This window comes from Achromobacter sp. 1L-A-4-B-C2, assembly GCF_057291955.1.
Genome location: NZ_JBXAWP010000003.1, coordinates 160,176 through 180,639, shown reverse-complemented (window position 1 = coordinate 180,639; position 20,464 = coordinate 160,176). Strand labels below are relative to the sequence as shown.

Below are 20,464 nucleotides of genomic sequence, written 5' to 3'. Positions count from 1 at the left end.
GCAAGCCCCCGAGGGCGGCGCGATGCGTCCCATGAAGGTGGGCCTGCTTGGTCTTGGCGTTGTTGGCGGAGGCACATGGACCGTGCTGTCGCGCAACGCGGAAGAAATCGCGCGCCGCGCCGGCCGCCGCATCGAAGTCACCCGCGCCGCCGTGCGCGACGTGGCCAAGGCGCGCGCCCGCGTGGGCGACTCGATCCTGGTTGATACCGATGTGCACGCGCTGGTGCGCGACCCGGAAATCGACATCGTTGTTGAACTGATCGGCGGCGACACGCTGGCGCTGGAACTGGTGATGGAAGCCATCGCCAACGGCAAGCACGTCGTCACCGCCAACAAGGCGCTGCTGGCCAAGCACGGCAACGAGATCTTCGCCGCCGCCTACGAGCGCGGCGTCATGGTCACGTTCGAAGCCGCGGTGGCCGGCGGCATCCCCATCATCAAGGCGATCCGCGAGGGCCTCACGGCCAACCGCATCCAGTGGGTGGCGGGCATCATCAACGGCACCACGAACTTCATCCTGTCGGAAATGCGCTCGCGCGGCCTGCCGTTCGCCGACGTGCTGGCCGAAGCCCAGCGCCTGGGCTATGCCGAAGCCGACCCGACGTTCGACGTGGAAGGCGTGGACGCCGCGCACAAGCTGACGCTGCTGGCCTCGCTGGCCTTTGGCGTGCCGGTGCAGTTTGACCGCGCCTACATCGAAGGCATCTCGCAGCTGGCCGCCGAAGACATCGAACATGCCGAGCGCCTGGGCTACCGCATCAAGCTGCTGGGGGTGACCAAGCGTCGCCCCGACGGCATTGAACTGCGCGTGCATCCCGCGCTGGTGCCGTCCGAGCGCCTGCTGGCCAATGTCGAAGGCGCGATGAACGCCGTGCTGGTCAAGGGCGATGCCGTTGGCCCCACGCTGTATTACGGTCAGGGCGCGGGCGAAGAGCCCACCGCATCCGCCGTGGTGGCTGACCTGGTCGACGTGACGCGCTTGCACACCGCCGATCCGGGCAACCGCGTGCCGCACCTGGCGTTCCAGCCCGATGCCATGTCCGACACGCCGATCCTGCCGATCGAGCTGGTCAGCACGTCTTACTACCTGCGCCTGCGCGTGGACGACCAGCCGGGCGTGTTGGCGGACATCGCCCGCATCCTGGCCGACCGCTCGATCTCGATCGGTTCGATGATTCAGCAGCCCTCGCATATCGGTGGCGCCGACATCATCTTCCTGACGCATGAGGCCGTGGAAGGCAACATCAATCAGGCCATCGAGCGCATCGAGGCGATGCCGTTCGTGCGGTCCAAGGTCACCCGTTTGCGCGTGGAGAACCTGACATGAAATACGTCTCGACCCGAGGCGGCATGGCCGCCCAGCCCTTTTCCGACATCCTGCTGGAAGGCCTGGCGCCCGACGGCGGCCTGGCCGTGCCGGAACAACTGCCCCAGGTCTCCGAGCAAACGCTGGAATCGTGGCGCGGCTTGTCCTACGCCGACCTGGCGTTTGAAGTGCTGTCGCTGTTTGCCACCGACATTCCGGCCGACGACCTGCGCCGCCTGACGCGCGCGGCGTACACGCAAGAGATCTTCAACAGCGAAGACATCGTGCCGCTACGCCCGCTGGACGGCGGCTTGTCGCTGCTGGGCTTGTCCGAAGGCCCGACGTTGGCGTTCAAGGACATGGCCATGCAGTTCCTGGGCCAGGTCTTTGAATACACGCTGGCCAAGCGCGGCACCACCTTGAACATCCTGGGCGCGACCTCGGGCGACACGGGCTCGGCGGCCGAATACGCGTTGCGCGGCAAGCAGGGCGTGGCCGTGTTCATGCTGTCGCCGCATGGCCGCATGAGCGCTTTCCAGCGCGCACAGATGTATTCGCTGCAAGACGAGAACATCCACAACATCGCCGTGCGCGGCGTGTTCGACGAAGCGCAGGACATCGTCAAGGCGCTGGCCAGCGACCTGGCTTTCAAGACCAAGTACCGTCTGGGCGCCGTTAACTCGATCAACTGGGCGCGCATCGCCGCCCAGGTCGTGTATTACTTCCACGGCTGGTTGCGCGCCACCGACAAGCCGGGCCAGCAGGTCTCGTTCGCGGTGCCGTCGGGCAACTTCGGCAACATCCTGTCGGGTCACATCGCGCGCAGCATGGGCTTGCCGGTGCGCCGCCTGGTACTGGCCACGAACGAGAACAACGTGCTGGAAGAGTTTTTCCGTACGGGCATCTACCGTCCGCGTCCGGCCGAGCAGACGTACGCCACGTCCAGCCCGTCGATGGATATTTCGCGCGCGTCCAACTTCGAACGCTTCGTCTTCGATCTGGTGGGCCGCGACGCCTCCCGCGTGAAGGCGCTGTGGACCACCTTGGCGCAAGAGGGCTCGTTCGACCTGTCCGACCTGAAGCCGCAGTTCGAATCGCGCTACGGATTCGTATCCGGCCAAAGCTCGCACGAGGCGCGCCTGGCCACCATCCGGTCGCTGTACGACGAGACCGGCGTGCTGGTCGATCCGCACACCGCCGATGGCGTGAAAGTGGCGCGCGACTTCGTTGAGCCCGGGGTGCCGATGCTGGTGCTGGAGACGGCCTTGCCGGCAAAGTTTTCCGAGACCATCGAAGAAGCGCTGGGCCGTCCGGCCACGCCGCCGGGCAACCTGGCCAACCTGGAGTCGCTGCCGCAGCGCGTACAGGTCATGGACTGCACGATGGCCGAGGTGCGCCGCTTCATCGAGGCCAACGCCAAGGTCTGAGCCCTTGCGCTGACCTGTAACGGCTTGCGGTTTATGTAAGCGTAAAACCCCTCACAGGCTTGCCCGTGAGGGGTTTTTTTACGATGTGGGTTGCGGGGTTTACGTTTTTTCTCAATTTGCCGACAACCCGACACGATATCGGGGCCAGGTTCCCGATACAGTGGAATCACCTATTCACACTTGGAGAACACGCCCATGAACCTGAAGACCATGACGTTGGCCCTGGTGGTGACCGGAGTTGGGGTGCTGGCCGGATGCTCGTCGCCCTCGGTCATTCAGCAACGGGACGGTAGCTCGACCGTGACGCCCGATTCGCCGTCTTATGACAAAAAGTCCGGCATGTATGAATACGACAAGGACGGCAAGAAAGTCCAGATCAACAAGGACGACGTAAAGTCCATCGAAGAGGTCAAGTGACCGCCGTTGCGCCGCGCGCGCAATAAAAAAAGCCCCTTGAGCAATCAAGGGGCTTTTTGCTTTTGAGCGTTTTGCTTTTCAGCGCGGCATTACTTCGCCGCTTCCTCGGCGTGATAGCGGCCCACGCGCTCGACTTCGTTCTTCGAGCCCAGGATCACGCTGACGCGCTGGTGCAGTTTGTCCGGCTGGATGTCCATGATGCGCTGGACGCCGTTGATCGCGGCACCGCCGGCCTGTTCGACCAGGAAGCTCATCGGGTTGGCTTCATACATCAGGCGCAGCTTGCCGGCCTTGCCGGGTTCGCGCGCATCCCAGGGGTACATGAAGATGCCGCCACGGGTCAGGATGCGATGCACGTCCGCCACCATCGAGGCGATCCAGCGCATGTTGTAGTCCTTGCCCAAGGGGCCCGTGGCGCCGGCCAGGCAGTCGTCGACGTAGCGCTTCACGGGCGGTGCCCAGTGGCGGCTATTCGACATGTTGATGGCGAATTCCTTGGTGTCTTCCGGCACGCGGATGTTCTCGTGCGTGAGCACCCACGAGCCCATTTCGCGGTCCAGCGTGAAGCCGACCACGCCATTGCCGATGGTCAGCACCAGCATGGTCTGCGGGCCATAGACGGCATAGCCGGCCACGACCTGCTTGTTGCCGGGTTGCAGGAAATCGTCTTCGCAGACCGGAGCGCCCGACACGTTGTGCGGGGCCTGCAGCACCGAGAAGATGGTGCCGATGGAGACGTTGACGTCGATGTTGGACGAGCCATCCAGGGGATCGAACAACAGCAGGTATTCGCCCTTGGGGTAGCGGTTCGGAATCAAATGGATGGTTTCCATTTCTTCCGAGGCCATGGCCGCCAGGTGGCCGCCCCATTCGTTGGCTTCAAGCAGGATTTCGTTGGACAGGACGTCCAGCTTTTTCTGCACTTCGCCTTGGACGTTTTCGCTTTCCAGGCTGCCCAGGACGCCGCCCAGCGCGCCCTTGCTGACGGCGTGGCTAATCGCCTTGCAGGCGCGCGCGACCACTTCAATCAGCAGCCGGACTTCCGGCGCCAAGGCTTGGGCGGAGCGTTGTTGCTCCACCAGGTATTGAGTAAGTGTTTTACGTTTCAAGAGGGTCTCCCTATGCTGCGAATTCTAAAGCCTTGGATACGATTTCCTGCACGTTGCGCGACAAGCCCGCATGGGCGCGCACCTGTTGCAGCGCGGCCTGCATGGGCGTGCGCAGGGCCGGCACGAAGCGCGACCAGTTATCCAGCGCACGCGCCAGCCGAGCCGCAACTTCGGGGTTCAGGGCGTCCAGCGCCAACACCTGCTCGGCCCAGAAGGCATAACCCGAACCGTCCGGGTGGTGCATGCCGCGCGCATTGTTCAGGCAGAACTGGAAGATCAGCGCGCGGGCGCGGTTGGGGTTGCGCAACGTGAAGGCGGGGTGCGTCATGAGTTCGCGGGCGGTATGCACCGTGGTCGAACGCGCGGCCGCCTGCAAGGCAAACCACTTGTCCACCACCAGCGGGTTATCGCGCCACTTGTCATAGAACGCCGCCAGCGCTTCCTGGGGGAAGTCGCCCTGGCCGTAATTGATCAGGGCAGACAGCGCGGCCATGCTGTCGGTCATGTTGCCGGCATGCTCGTACTGATGCTCGGCCAGACGCTGGGCGTCGTGTTCGCCGGCCGCCAGCAGATGGCTCAAGGCCAGGTTCTTCAGGGCGCGCTTGCCGGCGGGCACCGGCGCGGGGCTGTATTCGCCCGGCGTCTGGTTCTGTTCGAACGCCTGGCGCAATTCCGTGGCCAGCTGCCGGCCGAGTTCGGCGCGCAGAAAGTCGCGGGCCACAGCCAGCGCGGGTGGGTCCACCGCCTGCATGCGCTCGGCCAGCGTCTTCTCGGACGGCAGGGCCAGCGCGCGGGCGCGATAGGCGGCGTCCAGGGCCGGGTCGGTCAGCAGTGCGCGCCAGGCATTGATGAACGCCGCGTCCGCGTGTAGCGTGCGCCCGGCCTGGCGGGCTTCGGCCAAGGCCAGGATCTGGCGCGTGGCCAGTTCCTGGCCGGCTTCCCAGCGGGCGAAGGGGTTGGTGTCATGCGCGGACAGCAGCGCCAATTCTTCGTCGGTCCAGTCATAGTCGACGATGACCGGGGCCGAGAAATCGCGCAGCAACGAGGGCACTGGCCGCTCGGCGATATCTTCGAACACCCATTGCTGGCTGGGCGTGGTCAGTTCCAGCAGGGCGGTGTCGCGGGTGGCGCCGTCGTGACGCAGCGGCAGCGCGCGGCCGTCCTGGTCCAGAAGGCCGATCGCAAACGGGATGTGGTACGGCGCCTTGACGTAGTCAGCGCCGGCTTTTTTCTCGACGCCCACCGGCTGGCATTGCTGGGTCAGCGTGACCGTGCAGCGGCGGGTGGCGGCGTCGTGTTCAAGCGTGACGGCCACGCGCGGCGTGCCGGCCTGGCGGTACCAGCGGCGGAACACCGACAGGTCGCGGCCCGGGTGCTGGCGCACATAGACCGATTCCATGGCGTCGACAAAGTCGTCGCAGGTGACGGCCTGGCCGTCGTGGCGGCGAAAGTACTCGTCCATGCCGGCGCGGAAGCCTTCCTCGCCCAGCAGCGTGTGCTGCATGCGGATGACTTCGGCGCCTTTCTCGTACACGGTTGCCGTATAGAAGTTGCCGATTTCCTGGTAGCTCTCGGGGCGGATGGGGTGGGCCATGGGGCCGGCATCTTCCGGAAACTGCGCGGCGCGCAGGGCTACCACGTCATCGATACGCTTGACGGCGCGCGCGCTGGTGGCGGCGGCGGCATCCATGTCGTGCGCCATCATGTCGGCGCTGAATTCCTGGTCGCGGAAAACGGTCAGCCCTTCTTTCAGGCTCAGCTGGAACCAATCGCGGCAGGTGACGCGGTTGCCGGTCCAGTTGTGAAAGTATTCATGGCCGATGACGGATTCGATGCCTTCGTAGTTGGCGTCGGTGGCGCTGTCGGCGTCGGCCAGCACGTAGGCGGCGTTGAAGATATTCAAGCCCTTGTTTTCCATCGCGCCCATGTTGAAGTCATGGACGGCGACGATCATGAAGCGGTCCAGATCCAATTCCAGGCCGAAGCGGGTTTCATCCCAACGCAGGGCCCGCACCAACGAATCAAGCGCCCATTCGGTCTTGGTTTCAGAGCCGGGGTCGCTGTAGACCTGAAGCAGCACGTCGCGGCCGCTGGCCGTCTTGACGGTGGTTTCACGGTGCGTCAGGTTGCCGGCCACCAACGCAAACAGATAGCAAGGCTTGGGGAACGGGTCTTCCCATTCGACTTCGTTGCGGCCGTCGGGCAACTGGCGCGATGCCATCAGGTTGCCGTTGGACAGCAGCACGGGGTATTGCGGCTGCGCCCGCAGCGTCACGCGGTAGCGCGACATCACGTCGGGGCGGTCGGCAAACCAGGTGATGCGGCGAAAGCCCTCGGCCTCGCATTGCGTGAAGAAGTTGCCGCCGGACACATACAAGCCCATCAGCGTGGAGTTGGCCGATGGATTGCAGCGGCTGACCACGTCGACCCTGGCGTCGGCGGGCAGGCCGTATATGGCCAGGCTGTGCTCGGACAAGTGATAGGCGTCGGCGTCCAGGGTGGCGCCGTTGACCGCTACCGACACGAGTTCCAGGTCTTCTCCATCCAGGATCAAGGCCGCGTCGGCGCTGGCGCCGGGCTTGCGTTGCACGTGCATCGTGCAGCGCACTTCGGTGGCGTCCGGCGCCAGATCGAAGGCCAAAGCGACTTCGGGAATGTCGTAGGGGTAGGGCTGGTAATCCTTGCGATAAACGGTAATGGGCGTGTCGGTGCGCATGGAGTTGCAGTCCTGGTTTGAACGAGGGGTCTATTGTAGTAGGTGGGCGCGGCGCGCAGTCTGGGGCGTGCGGGCTACGGCAAACTTTTTGCCGTGGGCCTAGTCAAAGCTCAGTATGATGGCGCCGTCGCGCGCAACAGGAGTCGCAAAATGTTCCGAAAGTCGTTGTTCAGTGTGGGCCGTTGGGCAGGATTAACGGCTGTGGCGGCAACGCTGGCACTGACCGGTTGCGCCGCGCCGTCCGTTTCCGCGCGGGTGACTTCGTTCCAGCAATGGCCTACCGGCGTTGAAGGGCAGACTTACCAATTTGTGGCCGCGGATCCGAATCAACTGAATAATCTGGAATACCAGTCCTATCAGGACATGGTGCGCGCCGGCATCGGTGCAACGGGTTTGGTCGAAGCCCAGCCCGGCGCCAAGGGGCGTTTTGACGTGTCGTTTACCTATGGAACCAGCCAGACCCAGGTAATGGTGCGCCGCGCCTACGATCCCTATTTCTACGGCGGCTACGGCTATGGCGGATATGGCGGTTTCTACGGGCCTCGCCCCTGGGGCGGCGCCTATGGGTACTGGGGGCCGGAATGGGTCGATGTGCCCATGGCGGTGCAGCGCAACACACTGAGCTTGAAGATTCGGGACACCCAACGTGGGGGTGCCGAGGTTTACCGTTCCACGGCCTTCATACTTAGTCAGGGCGATGATTTCATGCGCACGATGCCCTATCTGGTACGCGCGATATTCGACAATTTTCCCGGGAATAATGGGGCGGAACGCGAAATTCAGTTCCCCGTTCAGTAAGCCCTGACGGCGCTTCGACGCTGAATTCCAAAATAAATCGGCGCACCAGATTGGTGCGCCGATTTATTTCTTACTACAGAATAGGTTTTATTCTTTGATAAGAAAGCTGTCGCGTGTCGCGCCACCGGCTTCTTCAGCCGCGAGCCAGCGCGGGGCTTTGCCACGGCCGCTCCAGGTTTCGCCCGTTTGCGGGTGACGATACTTCGGGGCAACGGCACGCTTGGCGGCGGTGGCGGGGCGTGCAGCCGCGCCAGCCTTGCGTCGGCCACCGGGGGCCACGCGCGCGGGCTTGCCCGAACCGTATGCCGCAATGATTTCTTCCGGGGTGATGTCGTATTCGCGCATGGACGTGATGATGGAGGTGATCACGGGCTTGCGACGCTTCGTTTGGAGGACTTCCGCCTTCTTTTGAAGCTTGTTGATTTCCTTCTCGATCTTTGCTTGCAGAGCTGCGTATGTTTCTCGGGCCATGGTTTATTCCTGATTATGGAACTGCTTTAATCGCCGGCGAAGTAATGTTTAATTGTTGTGCTTCGCATAATACATAAGTTGCGGCTTGACTTCTCTATTTTCGAGCTAATTACTTTGTATCAAAAGAGCCGCAAGGCCTGACGGTATGCGGGCCTCGGGCAGGAACAAGTTTTGGGAAGGATATTCCCAAATTTAGGACGATTTGAAACAGACTCGAATTTGGTTCACAAGGCGGACGAATCCCGCAAACAGGGGCTGTTCCCAGCGTCATTTGTTTCAATTAGCGAAAGAATCGCGTTTTGTGACAGCCTCCGCCGAGTTTATGTTGTTGGTCGTGGACGATTTAAAGCCGGGCCATGCCAGCCCCCGATTTATGAGCCAAGCAGGGTGACCGAATTGACACTTTCGTTGCCTCGATGCGGCCGCCATGCATTTTGGCATTGCCCGCTCAGCGGATTGATATGGTGAATTAGGGTGTCTTCCGGGCCGAGTTTCCGCATTTTGATCAGCGCTTGTCAGACCAATCCTGGGTATTTCTCACTCTTGTATGCCAAGAGCCTAGGAGTCGTTCAACCGCGTTCCGGAGCGGCTCCCCAACTGTTATGTGGTGAAACAATATTTAGTTGTTTTGCTTAACTTGATACTTCATTCGATGTCCCCATATTTATTCACGCGTGAATAATCTTTCACCCCTCGGCAGTGGCCGCCTTGCCAAAGTCGGGACGAGGGGGGCCGGTCAGCGGTACGATACGGTCTTGTGCATCCACGCAACGCGTGCGCCCGTGCCGCGCCGATGCCCCCTGAATAGAGCCTATGAAAATCACTGATCCCGCTATTGCTTCCCTTGCCACCGCCAAATCGCTTTTGCTTGACCCCTGGGGCCTGACCGAAGCGGATATGGCGCGTGCCCTGGGTGAGATCTTCACCCACAAGGTCGATTACGCCGACCTGTACTTTCAGTACACGCGCAGCGAGGGATGGAGTCTGGAAGAGGGCATCGTCAAGACCGGCAGCTTTTCCATCAGCCAGGGCGTCGGCGTGCGTGCCGTCAGCGGCGAGAAAACCGCCTTTGCCTATTCCGATTCCCTGTCGGCCGACGCGCTGCTGTCCTCTGCCCACGCCGTGCGCGGCATTGCCCGGCGCGGCGCCGGCAAGGTCAAGGTGGCCGCTCAGGTCGAAGCCGAAATGGGCCGCAGCCTGTACGCCGACATCGACCCCGTCGCCACGCTGAGCGCGCCGGAAAAGGTGGCGCTGCTGGAACGCATCGAGCGCATGGCGCGTGCACGCGACCCGCATGTCATCCAGGTGATGGCCGGTCTGGGTGCCGAATATGACGTCGTGCTGGTGGCCGGCAGCGATGGCCGTCTGGCCGCCGACGTGCGCCCGCTGGTGCGCCTGTCGCTGACCGTGATCGCCGAACGCAACGGCCGCCGCGAAATGGGCCATGCCGGGGGCGGTGGACGCTTGGGGCTTGCCTACTTCACGGACGAAATGCTGCAAGGCTATGTCGAACGTGCCGTGCATGAAGCCATGGTCAACCTGGAAGCGCGCCCGGCGCCCGCCGGCGAGATGACGGTGGTGCTGGGGTCCGGCTGGCCCGGCATCCTGCTGCACGAGGCGGTGGGCCACGGGCTGGAAGGCGACTTCAACCGCAAAGGCTCCAGCGTGTTTTCCGGCCGCATCGGCGAACGCGTGGCATCCAAGGGCGTCACCGTGGTCGACGACGGCACGCTGCCCGACCGCCGCGGTTCGCTCAACATCGACGATGAAGGCAATGCCACCCAGCGCAACGTGCTGATTGAAGACGGCATCCTGCGCGGCTACATGCAAGACACGCTGAACGCGCGTCTGATGAAAACCGCCGCCACCGGCAACGGCCGCCGCGAATCGTTTGCGCACCTGCCGATGCCGCGCATGACCAACACGTACATGCTGGCCGGCGACAAGCCTGCCGAAGAAATCGTGTCGTCGGTCAAGCGCGGCCTGTACGCCGTCAATTTCGGCGGGGGCCAGGTCGACATCACCAGCGGCAAGTTCGTGTTCTCGGCATCCGAGGCCTACATGATCGAAGACGGCAAGGTGACCTACCCGGTCAAGGGCGCCACGCTGATCGGCAACGGCCCTGACGCCATGACCCGCGTCACCATGATCGGCAACGATCTTCAGCTGGATTCCGGCGTGGGTACTTGCGGCAAGGACGGCCAGAGCGTGCCGGTGGGCGTGGGCATGCCGACCGTGCGCATGGAAGGGCTGACCGTGGGCGGTACCGCCTGAACGTCAAATCGGGCCGCCACCGTCGCCAAAAAACGATGTGACGGCCCGAATGTTTTGTGCTAGAGTCGTTTCCCATGAAATTCGCGTCCCCCGCCTTTACCTTTTATTTTTATGGTTTTCTGAAGCCGCTGGCGGAGGAAGGGACGCACTCAATCTGAAGTTTGGAAAGAATCCCCCCAAAAAGCCGCCAGCGAACTGGCGGCTTTTTTTGTGCCGCCGGGGATCGGAAACCCCCGATCGGAGATGGACCCGTTGGCGGGCAACCCAGGAGCAGTACCGTGTCACACAATACCGACGACCTTCGCATCCGAGAAATCAAGGAACTGAATCCGCCCGCGCACGTGATGCGCGAGTTTGCATGCACCAAGGAGGCGGGCGACACCGTGTTCGCTGCCCGCCAGGGCATGCATCGCATCCTGCACGGCATGGACGACCGCATGATCGTCGTGATCGGCCCCTGCTCGATTCACGACACGCGCGCCGCCATTGAATACGCGAAGCGTCTGAAGCCGGTGCGTGACCGCCTGAGCGCCGATCTGGAAATCGTGATGCGCGTGTATTTCGAAAAGCCGCGCACCACGGTGGGCTGGAAGGGCCTGATCAACGATCCGGATCTGGACGGCAGCTTCGACATCAACAAGGGCGTGCGCGTGGCCCGTGAACTGCTGCTGGATATCAACAGCCTGGGGTTGCCGGCCGGTTGCGAGTTTCTGGACATGATTACGCCGCAGTACATCGCGGATCTGGTCTCCTGGGGGGCGATCGGGGCACGCACGACGGAAAGCCAAGTGCACCGCGAACTGGCGTCCGGCTTGTCGTGTCCGGTGGGGTTCAAGAACGGCACGGACGGCAATGTGAAGATCGCGGTCGACGCGATCAAGGCTGCGTCGCAGCCGCACCACTTCCTGTCGGTGACCAAGGGCGGGCATTCCGCGATTGTGTCCACCGCCGGCAACGAGGACTGCCACGTCATCCTGCGCGGCGGCAAGACGCCGAACTACGACGCGGCCAGCGTTGACGCCGCCTGCCAGGACGTGTCCAAGGCCGGCTTGGCCCAGCGCATCATGGTGGACGCCAGCCACGCCAACAGCAGCAAAGACCCCGAAAACCAACCCCGCGTCATCGACGACGTGGCGCGCCAGATGGAAGCGGGCGACGCGCGGCTGATCGGCGTCATGGTGGAAAGCCACCTGTTGGGCGGGCGCCAGGACATGGTGCCGGGAAAGCCGCTCGTGTACGGCCAGAGCATTACCGACGGCTGCATCGACTGGGACGCGTCGGTTGCCGTGCTGGAGCGCCTGGCGCACGCGGTGCGCGAACGCCGCCGCGTTGCGCTGACCTCGGGCAAGTAAGCGGCCGGTCACGCCGGCGCGCCGCACGCCGTCTTCCTGGGGCGGTTTGCGGCGCAGCATGCGTGGCGGCGTAGAATATTCGGATTAACGAACCCGCGCTCGCCGCGAATTCCCCGAGAACACGCTGATCATGAATGCTCCCTTGCACGCTGAAACGTTGCGCCGTCCGGTGCCGGCCGCCTGTCTGGACGCCTTGCGCGCGCGCTTTGGCGACCGCCTGTCTGAATCCTCGGCCGTGTGCGAGCATCACGGCCGCGACGAGTCCCCGTATCCCGCCATGCTGCCCGACGCCGTGGTCTTCGCGCACAGCACGGAAGACGTGGCCGCGGTGGCCAAGCTGTGCAACGAACACCGTGTTCCGTTGATTCCCTATGGCGCCGGCTCGTCGCTGGAAGGCCACATCCTGGCGATCCAGGGCGGCATCAGCCTGGACCTGTCGCAGATGAACAAGGTGTTGGCGATCAACGCCGAAGACCTGACCGCCACCGTGCAGGCCGGCGTCCTGCGCAAGCAGTTGAACGAAGAGATCCGCAGCACCGGCTTGTTCTTCCCGATCGACCCGGGCGCCGACGCCAGCCTGGGCGGCATGGCCGCCACGCGCGCCTCCGGCACCAACGCCGTGCGCTACGGCACCATGCGCGAAAACGTCATGTCGTTGACCGTCGTGACGGCCGATGGCCGCATCATCCGCACGGCCGGCCGCGCGCGCAAATCGTCGGCAGGCTACGACCTGACGCGCATCTTCGTCGGTAGCGAAGGCACGCTGGGCATCATCACCGAAGTCACCGTGCGGTTGTACCCGCAGCCCGAAGCCGTGTCGGCGGCCGTCTGCAACTTCCCCACGCTGGACGCCGCCGTGCAAAGCGTGATTGAAATCATCCAGATGGGCGTGCCGATCGCGCGCGTGGAATTCATGGACGCCGCCAGCGTGCGGTCGGTCAACCAATACAGCAAGCTGAGCCTGCGCGAAACGCCGCTGCTGGTGTTTGAATTCCATGGCAGCCCGGCCGGCGTGCAGGAACAGGCCGAAACCGTGCAGGCGATTACCGCCGAACATGGCGGCATGGACTTCGAATGGGCCGAGCGCCCCGAAGACCGCAGCCGCCTGTGGACGGCGCGCCACAATGCCTACTTTGCGGGCCTGCAATTGCGTCCCGGCTGCCGCGCCAGCACCACCGACGTGTGCGTGCCGATTTCGCGCCTGGCCGATTGCGTGCGCGACACCGTCGAAGAATTGGAACGCGCCAGTTTCCCGTATACCATCGTCGGCCACGTGGGCGACGGCAATTTCCACGTATTGATGCTGCTGGACGCCGACAATCCGAAGGAATGGGAAGAGTCGGAAACGATCAACCACAACCTGGTTCGCCGTGCGATTGCGGCGGACGGCACCTGCACCGGCGAACATGGCGTGGGCTTGCACAAAATGCAATTCATGGCGGAAGAGCATGGCGACGATGCGCTGGATCTGATGCGTAGCCTGAAGCACGCGTTTGATCCGAACAACATTCTGAATCCCGGCAAGATCGTGTCCTGGTAAGACATCAAGCGGGCCGCGCGCCTTGCTGAAGCCGACGGTATTGCCGTCGGCTTTTTTACGCGTGCACCGCGCGCAATTACTGCTGGTTACGAGTCGGGCACGGCGTTTATCCCATGGATGCGGGTAAATCCCGGCCTGTTTTCATAGTGCGCTCGCGCTATTGTTGCGCTCATGAATTCACTGGTCGAAACCGGCCTGGCACAAGTGCAGGCGCCTTATTCTTTGCAGCAGCTCATCGAGGCGTTGTCGGCCGCGTTGCCCGCGCACTGCGTATTGTTCCGCGAAGAAGATACCCGTCCCTACGAGTGCGACGGCCTGTCGTTGTATCGCGCGCTGCCGGCCGTGGTGGCCCTGCCTGAAACCGAAGAACAAGTGCAAGCCGTCATGCGGATCTGCAAGCGGTTGAATGCGCCGCTGGTGGCGCGCGGCGCGGGCACGGGCTTGTCTGGCGGCGCCATGCCGCATAGCCAGGGCGTGCTGCTTGGCTTGTCCAAATTCAATCGCATCAAGCATATCGACCTGGCCAGCGCCACCGCCATCGTGCAGCCCGGCGTGCGGAACCTGGCCATTTCCGAAGCGGCCTCGCCCTATGGCCTTTATTACGCGCCCGATCCGTCCAGCCAGATCGCCTGTTCCATTGGCGGCAACGTGGCCGAGAATTCCGGTGGCGTGCATTGCCTGAAGTACGGCCTGACCGTGCACAACGTGTTGCGCGTGCGGGTCGTCACCATTGACGGCGACATCGTCGAGCTGGGCTCCGAGGCGCCCGATGCACCCGGGCTGGATCTGCTGTCCGTCTTCATCGGATCAGAAGGCATGTTGGGCGTGGTCACCGAAGTGACGGTAAAGCTCATCCCCAAGCCCGCTTGCGCGCAGGTGGTGATGGCCAGCTTTTCCAGCGTCGAGGCGGCCGGCAATGCGGTCACGCAGGTCATCGCCGCGGGCATGATTCCTGCTGGACTCGAGATGATGGATCGCCGCGCCACGCATATGGTCGAACCCTTTGTGTGCGCCGGCTACGATCTGGATGCGCAAGCCATCCTGCTGTGCGAATCGGACGGCACCCCTGACGAGGTCGCCCACGAAATCGCGCGGATGGAAGCGGTGTTTCGCGATGCCGGTGCAACGCGTTGCCAAGTGTCCACGTCGGAAGCCGAGCGCCTGAAGTTCTGGGCGGGACGCAAGAACGCGTTTCCGGCGGCCGGCCGCGTGTCCCCTGATTATTACTGCATGGACGGCACGATTCCGCGTCGCCACCTGGCGCGGGTGCTGGGCGCCATCGAGCAAATGGAAGACGAATTCGGCTTGCGATGCGCCAACGTTTTCCATGCAGGAGACGGCAACCTGCATCCGCTGATTCTGTTCGATTCGAACAAGCCGGACGAGGTCGAGCGCGCCGAGAAATTTGGCGCCGCGATTCTTGAGCTGTGCGTGCAGGTAGGAGGCACCGTGACCGGAGAGCACGGTGTGGGTATGGAGAAAATCAATCAAATGTGCGTGCAATTCTCTCGCGAAGAACTCGACGCGTTCCTGGCGGTCAAGCGGGCGTTCGACCCGCCGTGCCTGCTGAATCCTGAAAAAGTCATTCCCACGCTGGCCCGCTGCGCCGAATACGGCAAGATGCACGTCCATGCGGGCGAGTTGCGGTTCCCCGATCTCGCCCGTTTCTAGGACGCATCCCCTATGGATTTTGTCCTGTCGGAATTGTGCGACCAGGTCATGACGGCTCGTGCCGGCCACAAGCCGTTGTTTGTCATGGGCGGCGGCAGCAAGGCGTTCTACGGCAACTATCGCCCGGTCACGCCGCAAGACGGCCACTGCCTGCTCGACATGACGCCGTATCGCGGCATCGTCAGCTATCACCCCTCCGAGCTGGTGGTGACCGTACGCGCCGGTACGCCGTTGGCCGAGCTTGAAGCGGTGTTGGCCGAGAACGGGCAGATGCTGGCGTTTGAACCGCCGCACTTCGCGGCATCGGCAACCGTGGGCGGCTGCGTGGCGGCGGGGCTGTCCGGGCCGCGCCGCATGAGCGCGGGCGCATTGCGCGACTTCGTCCTGGGCACCCGGCTGCTGGACTCGGAAGGGCGCATGCTGTCGTTCGGCGGCGAAGTCATGAAAAACGTGGCGGGGTACGACGTGTCGCGCTTGTTGGCGGGGTCGCATGGCATCTTCGGCGCGATTCTTGATGTGTCGATGAAGGTGGTGCCGCGCCCCATGGAAGAACTGACGCTGGTACTGCCCGCCACGCAGGCGCAGGCGTTGGCAAGCTTTGCCTTGTGGCGCGGCAAGCCGTTGCCCATTTCCGCCACCAGCTGGACGGGTGACGATGACGGGGGCGATGGGCTTATGCACGTGCGGCTGTCAGGCGCGCCGCCTGCGCTGGCCAGCGCGCGCCACGTCATCGGCGGGGACGCGCTGTTACCGGATGCCGCGCTGGTGTGGTGGCGCTCGTTGCGCGAGCAGACGCACCCGTTTTTTCACCCCGGCCGGCCTTTGTGGCGCCTTGCGCTGCCGCCCACCGCCGCTGCGTTGGGCCTGGGGCCCACATTGATCGAGTGGGGGGGCGGCCAGCGTTGGCTGTCCGGCCAACGTGACGCCACCGAGCTTCGCGAAATCGCCGCGCGGCTGGGCGGGCACGCCACCTTGTTCCGCCCCGGCAACAGCAAGCCACCGGCCGACGGGGTATTTCATCCGCTGGCGCCCGGCGTCGCGGCGATCACGCGCCGGCTCAAGCAGGAGCTTGACCCGGCCAGCCTGTTCAACCCCGGCCGCCTGGTTCTGGAGCTATAGCGCATGCAAACCAACCTGGCATCCTGGGCCCGCGATACCGACTTGGGCAACGAAGCCGACGCCATCTTGCGGCGCTGCGTGCATTGCGGTTTCTGCACTGCCACCTGTCCCACGTATCAAGTGCTGGGCGACGAGCTGGACAGCCCGCGCGGGCGTATCTATCTGATCAAGCAGGTGCTGGAAGGCGCCGAGCCCACGCAGTCCACGCAACAACACCTGGACCGTTGCCTGACCTGCCGCAATTGCGAAACCACGTGCCCGTCGGGCGTTCAGTACGGGCACCTGATCGACATCGGGCGCAAGATCGTGGACGAACGCGTGCCGCGTTCATGGGCCGACAAGACCAAGCGCAACCTGTTGCGTCGTGCGATGTTGTCGCCCATGTTCGCGCCCGCGATGAAAGCGGGGCAGGCGATGCGCGCCATGCTGCCCGAGGCGCTCAAGCGCAAGGTGCCCGAGCGCCGCGATGCGGGCGCCTTGCCCGTTGTGTCAGGGCATGCACGCCAGGTGCTGATGCTGACCGGCTGCGTGCAGCCGGCCATGATGCCCACCATCGACGCCGCCACCATCCGCGTGCTGGATGCGGTGGGTATCGGCGCGCGGCTGGCCCCAGGCGCGGGGTGTTGTGGCGCGGTCAGTTTTCATCTGGATGCGCAAGACGCCGCGTTGGCGCAGATGCGCGCCAATGTGGACGCGTGGTGGCCGCTGATACAGGGTGGGGCGGTGGAGGCCATCGTCATGAACGCATCCGGCTGCGGCGCGATGGTCAAGGAATATGCGCATCATTTGAAGCATGATCCTGCCTACGCGCAGAAGGCCGCGGATATCGTTGCGCGCGTCAAGGACGTGGCTGAAATTGTCGCCCCGCATGCCGCCCAGCTGCGTGCGCGTTTGCCCGGCGGCGCGCGGGCCGCGTATCACCCCCCCTGCACCTTGCAGCATTGGCAGGGCCTGCGGCCGCTGTCCGAGCAGTTGCTGGTGGATCTGGGTTTCGATTTGCAGCCGTTTGCCGACAAACACCTGTGCTGCGGCTCGGCGGGTGCGTACTCGGTGCTGCATCCGGATATCGCGTTGCAGCTGCGCGACCGCAAACTGACGGCCATTGCCGCAGGCGGGCCCGACGTGATCCTGTCGGCCAACATCGGCTGCATCGGCCATCTGCAAAGCGGCACCGACACGCCGGTGCGGCATTGGGTGGAAGTGGTGGACGAACAGCTGCGCCAGACAGCGGCGGCGTAGGTACAGAAAGGCGCCGGTCCGAAGCTCGGATGAAGGCGCGCAACGAACGCCTGTCGCCAGGCGTTCGTTGCATGGCGCGGTTTATTCGACCGCCTTCACCATATCCTCAAGCACCTTCTTGGCATCGCCGAAGACCATCATCGTGCGGTCCATGTAGAACAACTCGTTGTCCAGCCCGGCGTAGCCGGATGCCATCGAACGCTTGTTCACGATCACGGTGCGCGCCTTGTAGGCTTCCAGGATCGGCATGCCGGCAATGGGCGACTTCGGATCGTTCTTGGCGGCGGGGTTGACCACGTCGTTCGCGCCCAGCACCAGCACGACGTCGGTCTGCGCGAACTCGCTGTTGATGTCGTCCATTTCGAAGACCTGGTCGTAGGGCACTTCGGCTTCGGCCAACAGCACGTTCATGTGGCCCGGCATGCGACCCGCCACCGGGTGGATGGCGTACTTCACTGTCACGCCGCGTTCCGTGAGCTTGGTGGCCAGTTCTTTCAGCGCGTGCTGCGCGCGCGCCACCGCCAGGCCGTAGCCCGGCACGATCGTCACGCTTTCGGCGTTGGTCATCAGGAATGCCGCATCGTCGGCGCTGCCGGATTTGACGCTGCGCTGCTGCGCCGCGCCCGCATCCGCCGCGCTGCCCGCCTGCCCGCCGAACCCGCCCAGAATCACGTTGAAGAACGACCGGTTCATCGCCTTGCACATGATGTAGGACAGGATGGCGCCGGACGAGCCGACCAGCGAGCCGGCGATGATCAGCATCGGGTTGTTCAGCGAAAAGCCGATGCCCGCCGCCGCCCAACCGGAATAGCTGTTCAGCATCGACACCACCACCGGCATGTCCGCGCCGCCGATGGGGATGATGATCAGCACGCCCAGGACGAAGGCCACCAGCGTCATGATGATGAAGGGCGTCCATTCCTGCGTCAGCATGAACCACAGGCCGCAGCCCAGCATCACCAACGCCAGCGCCAGATTCAGCATGTGCTGGCCCGGGAACACGACGGGCGCGCCTTGGAACAGCCGGAACTTGTACTTGCCCGACAGCTTGCCGAACGCGATGACCGAGCCCGAGAACGTGATGGCGCCCACGAAGGTGCCGATGAACAGCTCGAAGCGGTTGCCGGTGGGAATCAGCATGCCGGCCGGCACGATGCCGAAGGCGTGCGGCTCGGCGACGACGGCAACCGCAATGGCGACCGCCGCCAGGCCGATCATGCTGTGCATGAAGGCGACCAGTTCGGGCATCTTCGTCATCTCGACGCGGCGGGCCATCAAGGTGCCGATGGAACCGCCCACCAGCAGGCCCAGCAGGACCCAGCCCAGGCCGATGGTGGCGGTGCCTTCGCGCGCCAGCCCGATGATGAGCGCTGCCGTGGTCAGCACGGCAATGGCCATGCCGGCCATGCCGAAGGCGTTGCCCAGCCGGGACGTGGTCGGATGCGACAGCCCCTTGAGGGCCTGGATGAAGCAGACCGAGGCAATCAGGTAGAGCAGGGTGACGAGGTTAAGCGAGATCATTTCGCTTCCTCCTTGCCCGGGCCAGGCTTGCGATCCTTTTTCTTGAACATTTCCAGCATGCGCCGCGTGACAAGAAAGCCACCAAACACGTTCACGGCCGCCAGCGCCACGGCGAACACGCCCATGCCGCGCGCCAGGCCACCTTCGGTCAGCGCGGCCGCCAGCATGGCGCCCACGATGATGATGGCGGAGATGGCGTTGGTCACCGCCATCAACGGCGTGTGCAAGGCGGGCGTGACGTTCCAGACAACGTGGTAGCCGACATAGATGGCCAGCACGAAGATGATGAGATTCATCAGGGTGGGGTTGATCGCTTCCATGTTCAGGTCCTTTGCATCACATTGCCGCCTTCGCACACCAGGCAGGCCGCCACGATTTCATCGTCGCGCTGGATCGCCAGCGCGCCGTCCGCATTGATGATGAGCTTCAGGAAGTCCATGACGTTGCGCGCATAGAGCGCGGACGCGTCGGTGGCGACCAGGCCGGGCAGGTTGGTCAGGCCGACGATCGTCACGCCGTGTTTTTCCACGATCTTGCCGCGTTCGGACAGGGGGCAGTTGCCACCGCGTTCGACCGCCAGGTCCACCAACACGGAGCCGGGTCGCATGGCCGCGACGGTGTCGGCCGACACCAGCGTGGGGGCGGGGCGGCCGGGGATCAGCGCGGTGGTGATGACGATGTCGGCCTGCTTGCAGCGTTCGGACACCAGCGCCGCCTGCCGCGCCATCCATCCGGGCGGCATGGCGCGCGCGTAGCCGCCTTTGCCTTCGGCGATTTCGCGTTCTTCGTCGGTTTCGAAAGGCACGTCGATGAACTTGGCGCCCAGGGATTCGACCTGTTCCCTTGCGGCGGGGCGCACGTCGGACGCCTCGACGACCGCGCCCAGGCGCTTGGCGGTGGCAATGGCCTGAAGGCCGGCCACGCCGGTGCCCAGCACCACGGCGCGCGCGGCCTTGAGGGTGCCGGCGGCGGTCATCATCATGGGGATCAGCCGGCCGTAGTGGTGGGCGGCCAGCAGCACGGCTTTGTAGCCGGCCAGGTTGGCTTGGGAAGACAGCACATCCAGGCTTTGCGCGCGGGTGATGCGGGGCGCGGCTTCCAGGGCAAAGCCGGTCAGGCCGGCGGCGGCCATCTGTTCGATGCCTTCGGCGTCGAACGGGTCCAGCATGCCGATGACGACGGCCCCGCGCTTCATGTGGGGCACTTCATCGGCGGAGGGGGCGCGAACCTTCATGACCAGGTCCGCGCCCAGGGCATCCTGGGCAGAGCCTAGCGTGGCTCCCGCGGCCTCGTAGGCGTCGTCAAGATAACGGGCGGCGACGCCGGCCCCGCGCTCCACGACAACGGTGTGTTTGCCGCCTACGTACTTCTTGACGGTCTCCGGTGTTGCTGCGACACGGGTTTCCCCGTCTCGGGTCTCTTTGGGTATCCCGATGTGCATCGACGCCTCTCCTCAGAAGGTTCGCCGTAGTTATACACGTTAATGTTGCCCCCACGCGCGCTC

Annotated in this window: 16 protein-coding genes; 10 read left to right on the top strand and 6 right to left on the bottom strand. The window is 64.0% G+C overall.

Annotation, left to right across the window (positions count from 1 at the left end):
- The first annotated feature begins 22 nt into the window (after positions 1-22).
- The 3 genes from AC0Z35_RS14310 (at position 23) to AC0Z35_RS14300 (ending at position 3,150) form a co-directional block, all read left to right on the top strand.
- On the top strand, positions 23-1,327 hold the full coding sequence (locus AC0Z35_RS14310) for a homoserine dehydrogenase (protein WP_046805560.1): 1,305 nt from the start codon (positions 23-25) through the stop codon (positions 1,325-1,327).
- On the top strand, positions 1,324-2,733 hold the full coding sequence (gene thrC, locus AC0Z35_RS14305) for a threonine synthase (RefSeq protein WP_104143224.1): 1,410 nt from the start codon (positions 1,324-1,326) through the stop codon (positions 2,731-2,733). Before AC0Z35_RS14310 ends, thrC begins: the two co-directional genes overlap by 4 nt.
- Positions 2,734-2,928: 195 nt before the next feature.
- Positions 2,929-3,150 (top strand): YgdI/YgdR family lipoprotein, encoded by a 222-nt coding sequence (locus AC0Z35_RS14300; RefSeq protein WP_046805542.1) that lies wholly within the window; start codon positions 2,929-2,931, stop codon positions 3,148-3,150.
- An 89-nt stretch (positions 3,151-3,239) separates the two neighbouring features.
- Here AC0Z35_RS14300 and AC0Z35_RS14295 read toward each other — a convergent pair whose 3' ends face one another.
- Positions 3,240-4,259: a class 1 fructose-bisphosphatase gene (locus AC0Z35_RS14295; RefSeq protein WP_046805541.1), complete on the bottom strand. Its 1,020-nt coding sequence runs from the start codon at positions 4,257-4,259 to the stop codon at positions 3,240-3,242.
- A 10-nt stretch (positions 4,260-4,269) separates the two neighbouring features.
- Positions 4,270-6,975 (bottom strand): aminopeptidase N, encoded by a 2,706-nt coding sequence (gene pepN / locus AC0Z35_RS14290; RefSeq protein ID WP_485132409.1) that lies wholly within the window; start codon positions 6,973-6,975, stop codon positions 4,270-4,272.
- A 150-nt stretch (positions 6,976-7,125) separates the two neighbouring features.
- Between pepN and AC0Z35_RS14285 the strand changes: the two genes are divergently transcribed.
- Entirely contained in the window at positions 7,126-7,773 is a 648-nt protein-coding gene (locus tag AC0Z35_RS14285; protein WP_104143229.1) for a DUF4136 domain-containing protein, read from the top strand.
- Between the two features lie 87 nt (positions 7,774-7,860).
- Here the strand turns inward: AC0Z35_RS14285 and AC0Z35_RS14280 are convergent, their stop codons facing one another.
- Positions 7,861-8,244: an H-NS histone family protein gene (locus tag AC0Z35_RS14280; RefSeq protein WP_104143230.1), complete on the bottom strand. Its 384-nt coding sequence runs from the start codon at positions 8,242-8,244 to the stop codon at positions 7,861-7,863.
- A gap of 813 nt (positions 8,245-9,057) precedes the next feature.
- Between AC0Z35_RS14280 and tldD the strand changes: the two genes are divergently transcribed.
- The 6 genes from tldD (at position 9,058) to glcF (ending at position 17,439) form a co-directional block, all read left to right on the top strand.
- Positions 9,058-10,518: a metalloprotease TldD gene (tldD, locus tag AC0Z35_RS14275; RefSeq protein ID WP_006218381.1), complete on the top strand. Its 1,461-nt coding sequence runs from the start codon at positions 9,058-9,060 to the stop codon at positions 10,516-10,518.
- A 278-nt stretch (positions 10,519-10,796) separates the two neighbouring features.
- Complete coding sequence (aroG, locus tag AC0Z35_RS14270) at positions 10,797-11,870, top strand: 3-deoxy-7-phosphoheptulonate synthase AroG (RefSeq protein WP_046805537.1); 1,074 nt, start codon at positions 10,797-10,799, stop codon at positions 11,868-11,870.
- Positions 11,871-12,000: 130 nt separating this feature from the next.
- A complete protein-coding gene (locus tag AC0Z35_RS14265) occupies positions 12,001-13,410 on the top strand; it encodes an FAD-binding oxidoreductase (protein ID WP_104143232.1) in 1,410 nt (469 codons plus the stop codon).
- Positions 13,411-13,581: 171 nt separating this feature from the next.
- Complete coding sequence (locus AC0Z35_RS14260) at positions 13,582-15,081, top strand: FAD-linked oxidase C-terminal domain-containing protein (RefSeq protein WP_046805535.1); 1,500 nt, start codon at positions 13,582-13,584, stop codon at positions 15,079-15,081.
- A gap of 12 nt (positions 15,082-15,093) precedes the next feature.
- Positions 15,094-16,200 carry a glycolate oxidase subunit GlcE gene (gene glcE / locus AC0Z35_RS14255; RefSeq protein WP_485132410.1) on the top strand — a complete coding sequence of 369 codons (1,107 nt, stop codon included), beginning with the start codon at positions 15,094-15,096 and terminating at the stop codon, positions 16,198-16,200.
- Positions 16,201-16,203: 3 nt separating this feature from the next.
- A complete protein-coding gene (gene glcF / locus AC0Z35_RS14250; protein ID WP_046805533.1) occupies positions 16,204-17,439 on the top strand; it encodes a glycolate oxidase subunit GlcF in 1,236 nt (411 codons plus the stop codon).
- 81 nt (positions 17,440-17,520) lie between these two features.
- Here the strand turns inward: glcF and AC0Z35_RS14245 are convergent, their stop codons facing one another.
- Genes AC0Z35_RS14245 through AC0Z35_RS14235 form a run of 3 tightly spaced genes read right to left on the bottom strand, consistent with a single transcriptional unit; the run spans position 17,521 to position 20,401 of the window.
- Positions 17,521-18,960, bottom strand: a complete 1,440-nt coding sequence (locus AC0Z35_RS14245) for an NAD(P)(+) transhydrogenase (Re/Si-specific) subunit beta (RefSeq protein ID WP_046805532.1) — start codon at positions 18,958-18,960, stop codon at positions 17,521-17,523.
- Positions 18,957-19,280 (bottom strand): NAD(P) transhydrogenase subunit alpha part 2, encoded by a 324-nt coding sequence (locus AC0Z35_RS14240; protein ID WP_046805531.1) that lies wholly within the window; start codon positions 19,278-19,280, stop codon positions 18,957-18,959. Before AC0Z35_RS14240 ends, AC0Z35_RS14245 begins: the two co-directional genes overlap by 4 nt.
- A 2-nt stretch (positions 19,281-19,282) precedes the next feature.
- Entirely contained in the window at positions 19,283-20,401 is a 1,119-nt protein-coding gene (locus AC0Z35_RS14235; protein WP_046805530.1) for a Re/Si-specific NAD(P)(+) transhydrogenase subunit alpha, read from the bottom strand.
- Positions 20,402-20,464: the final 63 nt, after the last annotated feature.

Coding starts and splice junctions, on each gene's coding strand:
- AC0Z35_RS14265 (WP_104143232.1), top strand. CDS start 12,001: ATGAATGCTCCCTTGCACGCTGAAACGTTGCGCCGTCCGGTGCCGGCC.
- AC0Z35_RS14285 (WP_104143229.1), top strand. CDS start 7,126: ATGTTCCGAAAGTCGTTGTTCAGTGTGGGCCGTTGGGCAGGATTAACG.
- pepN (WP_485132409.1), bottom strand. CDS start 6,975: ATGCGCACCGACACGCCCATTACCGTTTATCGCAAGGATTACCAGCCC.
- AC0Z35_RS14260 (WP_046805535.1), top strand. CDS start 13,582: ATGAATTCACTGGTCGAAACCGGCCTGGCACAAGTGCAGGCGCCTTAT.
- AC0Z35_RS14245 (WP_046805532.1), bottom strand. CDS start 18,960: ATGATCTCGCTTAACCTCGTCACCCTGCTCTACCTGATTGCCTCGGTC.
- glcF (WP_046805533.1), top strand. CDS start 16,204: ATGCAAACCAACCTGGCATCCTGGGCCCGCGATACCGACTTGGGCAAC.
- AC0Z35_RS14300 (WP_046805542.1), top strand. CDS start 2,929: ATGAACCTGAAGACCATGACGTTGGCCCTGGTGGTGACCGGAGTTGGG.
- AC0Z35_RS14240 (WP_046805531.1), bottom strand. CDS start 19,280: ATGGAAGCGATCAACCCCACCCTGATGAATCTCATCATCTTCGTGCTG.
- tldD (WP_006218381.1), top strand. CDS start 9,058: ATGAAAATCACTGATCCCGCTATTGCTTCCCTTGCCACCGCCAAATCG.
- thrC (WP_104143224.1), top strand. CDS start 1,324: ATGAAATACGTCTCGACCCGAGGCGGCATGGCCGCCCAGCCCTTTTCC.
- AC0Z35_RS14280 (WP_104143230.1), bottom strand. CDS start 8,244: ATGGCCCGAGAAACATACGCAGCTCTGCAAGCAAAGATCGAGAAGGAA.
- AC0Z35_RS14310 (WP_046805560.1), top strand. CDS start 23: ATGCGTCCCATGAAGGTGGGCCTGCTTGGTCTTGGCGTTGTTGGCGGA.
- AC0Z35_RS14235 (WP_046805530.1), bottom strand. CDS start 20,401: ATGCACATCGGGATACCCAAAGAGACCCGAGACGGGGAAACCCGTGTC.
- glcE (WP_485132410.1), top strand. CDS start 15,094: ATGGATTTTGTCCTGTCGGAATTGTGCGACCAGGTCATGACGGCTCGT.